Origin of the sequence: Kineococcus indalonis (genome assembly GCF_009906395.1) — a bacterium.
GTDB classification, from domain to species: domain Bacteria; phylum Actinomycetota; class Actinomycetes; order Actinomycetales; family Kineococcaceae; genus Kineococcus; species Kineococcus indalonis.
This window is the reverse complement of record NZ_JAAALM010000555.1, coordinates 1-2531: the sequence shown is the minus strand read 5'-3', so window position 1 is coordinate 2531 and position 2531 is coordinate 1. Positions and strand designations below refer to the sequence as shown.

The window sequence follows — 2531 nt, the reverse complement described above, 5'->3', positions numbered from 1 at the left end:
CTCCTGCTGCTCGTCGGGCGTCGCGGGGGCACCGGCAAGCCCGGCGGCCGTCCCGCCCGCCGCGGCGCCGCGCGCCGCATGACCGACGACATCCAGCCCGCCCCCGCGCCGCCGCGCCGCGGGCCGGCCCCGCAGACCCGCCGCGGCGCCGACGTGCACGACCCCGAGGGCGTGCGCCTGCAGAAGTTCCTCGCCCAGGCCGGCGCCGGCTCGCGCCGCGCCTGCGAGGAGATGATCACCGCCGGGCGCGTCACCGTCGACGGCGAGGTCGTCACCGAGCTGGGCGTGCGCATCGACCCCGCCCGCCAGGTCGTGCACGTCGACGGCCTGCGCTTCTCCGTGGACGACCAGATGGTCTACATCATGGTCAACAAGCCCAAGGGCGTCGTCTCCACGATGTTCGACGAGCAGGACCGCCTGAACCTCGCCGACATGGTCGGCCCGCGCGAGGAGCGGCTCTTCCACGTCGGGCGCCTGGACCTCGACACCGAGGGCCTGATCCTGCTGACCAACGACGGCGCCCTCGCGCACCGCCTGCAGCACCCCTCCTTCGGCGTGCAGAAGACGTACCTCGCCGAGGTGCGCGGGCCCGTCAAGCGCGACCTGGGCAGGAACCTGCGCGCCGGCGTGGAGCTGGACGACGGCCCGGTGACCGTGGACTCCTTCCGCCTGGTGGACTCCAAGCCCGGCTACGCGCTCGTCGAGGTCGTCCTGCACGAGGGCCGCAAGCACGTCGTGCGGCGCCTGCTGGACGCCGAGGGCTACCCCGTGCTCAAGCTCGTGCGCACCCAGATGGGCCCGCTGGTGCTCGGCGACCTCAAGCCGGGCAAGAACCGCCGCCTCACGCGCGGCGAGGTGCAGCAGCTCATGGCGGCCGTGGGCCTGTGACCGGCGGTCCGCCCGCGCCGGCCCCGTGCGCACCAGTACGGTGAGCGCCGTGTCGGTGCGGGCGGTGCGGGGTGCGGTGCAGGTGGACGTCGACGAGCGCGAGGTCGTCCTCGCCGCGACGCGCGAGCTCGTCTCGGAGGTGGTGCGCCTCAACGAGCTGTCCCTGGACGACTTCATCAGCGTGCTCTTCACCTGCACCTCGGACCTGACCAGCGAGTTCCCCGCGGTCGCCGCCCGCGAGCTCGGCATGGGCGACGTGCCGCTGATGTGCGCGCGCGAGCTGGAGGTCGCCGGCTCGATGCCTCGCGTGATCCGCCTCATGGCGCACGTGGAGACGCCGCTGGCGCGCGCGCAGGTGCGCCACGTCTACCTGCGCGGCGCGCAGGCCCTGCGCCGCGACATCGCCCAGTAGGCCGCGGTGACCCTCGACGCCACGGCCCCGGCGCGCACCAGCGGCACGGTGCGCATCGTCGGCACCGGCCTGCTCGGCGCCTCCGCCGGCCTGGCGCTGTCGCTGCGCGGCGTCGACGTGGTCCTCAGCGACGTCTCGCCCACCGCGGTGGGCCTGGCCCGCGACCTCGGCGCCGGCCGGCTGCCGGCGGCCGGCGACGACCCGCGCCTGGTGCTCGTGGCCGCCCCGCCGGACGTGGTGGCCGACGTCGTGGCCGCCGAGCTGGCCGCGCACCCCGGCGCCGTCGTCACCGACGTGGCCAGCGTCAAGGGCGGGCCGCTGGCCGCGCTGCGCGCCGCCGGCGCCGACCTGTCCCGCTACGTCGGCGGGCACCCCATGGCCGGGCGCGAGCGCGGCGGGGCCGTCTCGGCGCGCGCGGACCTGTTCGCCGGGCGCCCCTGGGTGGTGGCCGCGAGCGCCGCCGCGGACCGCGCCGCGGTCGCCCTGGTGCACGACCTGGCCCTGGACTGCGGCGGGGTGCCGGTGCCGATGCCGGCCGCCGAGCACGACGAGGCGGTCGCGCTGGTCTCGCACGCCCCGCAGGTGGCCGCGAGCCTGGTGGCGGCGCGGCTGCGCGAGGCCCCGGAGCCGGCCGTGCGGCTGGCCGGGCAGGGCCTGCGCGACGTCACCCGCATCGCCGGCAGCGACCCGGTGCTGTGGGCGCAGATCCTGGCCGCCAACGCCGGGCCGGTCGCGGGGGTGCTGGAGGCGCTGCGCGACGACCTCGACGGCGTCGTCGCGGCGCTGCGCGCGCTGCAGGCCGACCCGGCCGCCCCCGGGGCGCGGGCGCGGCTGGCGGGGCTGGTAGCCGCCGGCGGCGCGGGCCGCGACCGGATCCCCGGCAAGCACGGCGGTGCGCCGGCGCTGTACGCCACCGTCGTGGTCGTCGTCCCCGACCGCCCCGGCGAGCTGGCCCGGCTGCTGGCCGACGTGGGCGCGGCGGGCGTGAACCTGGAGGACCTGCGCCTGGAGCACTCCCCGGGGCAGGCGGTGGCGCTGGCCTCGGTGGACGTGCTGCCGGCGGCCGCGGCGCCGCTGGCGGAGGCGCTGCGCGGGCGCGGCTGGACGGTGCCGGCCTCCTGAGGCGCGCGCGCACGGGTCGGTGGGTGCGGGGCCCGTCGACTAACCTCGTCCGGTGCCCACCTCCCCGCGCGGCTGACGCTGGACTTGCCGGAGCCGGAGGGCCCGTCCA

At 77.8% G+C, this 2531-nt stretch carries 3 protein-coding genes; all 3 read left to right on the top strand.

Translation table 11 applies throughout. The features are described 5' to 3' along the window. Positions 1–3: 3 nt before the first annotated feature. The 3 genes from GTR00_RS18790 to GTR00_RS18780 are packed head-to-tail and all read left to right on the top strand — an operon-like array spanning position 4 to position 2422. Positions 4–888: a pseudouridine synthase gene (locus GTR00_RS18790; RefSeq protein ID WP_407659734.1), complete on the top strand. Its 885-nt coding sequence runs from the start codon at positions 4–6 to the stop codon at positions 886–888. A gap of 49 nt (positions 889–937) precedes the next feature. Further along, positions 938–1300, top strand: coding sequence for a chorismate mutase (aroH, locus tag GTR00_RS18785; RefSeq protein ID WP_166613093.1), 363 nt, complete (start codon positions 938–940; stop codon positions 1298–1300). A gap of 6 nt (positions 1301–1306) precedes the next feature. Further along, on the top strand, positions 1307–2422 hold the full coding sequence (locus tag GTR00_RS18780) for a prephenate dehydrogenase (protein ID WP_166613091.1): 1116 nt from the start codon (positions 1307–1309) through the stop codon (positions 2420–2422). Positions 2423–2531: the final 109 nt, after the last annotated feature.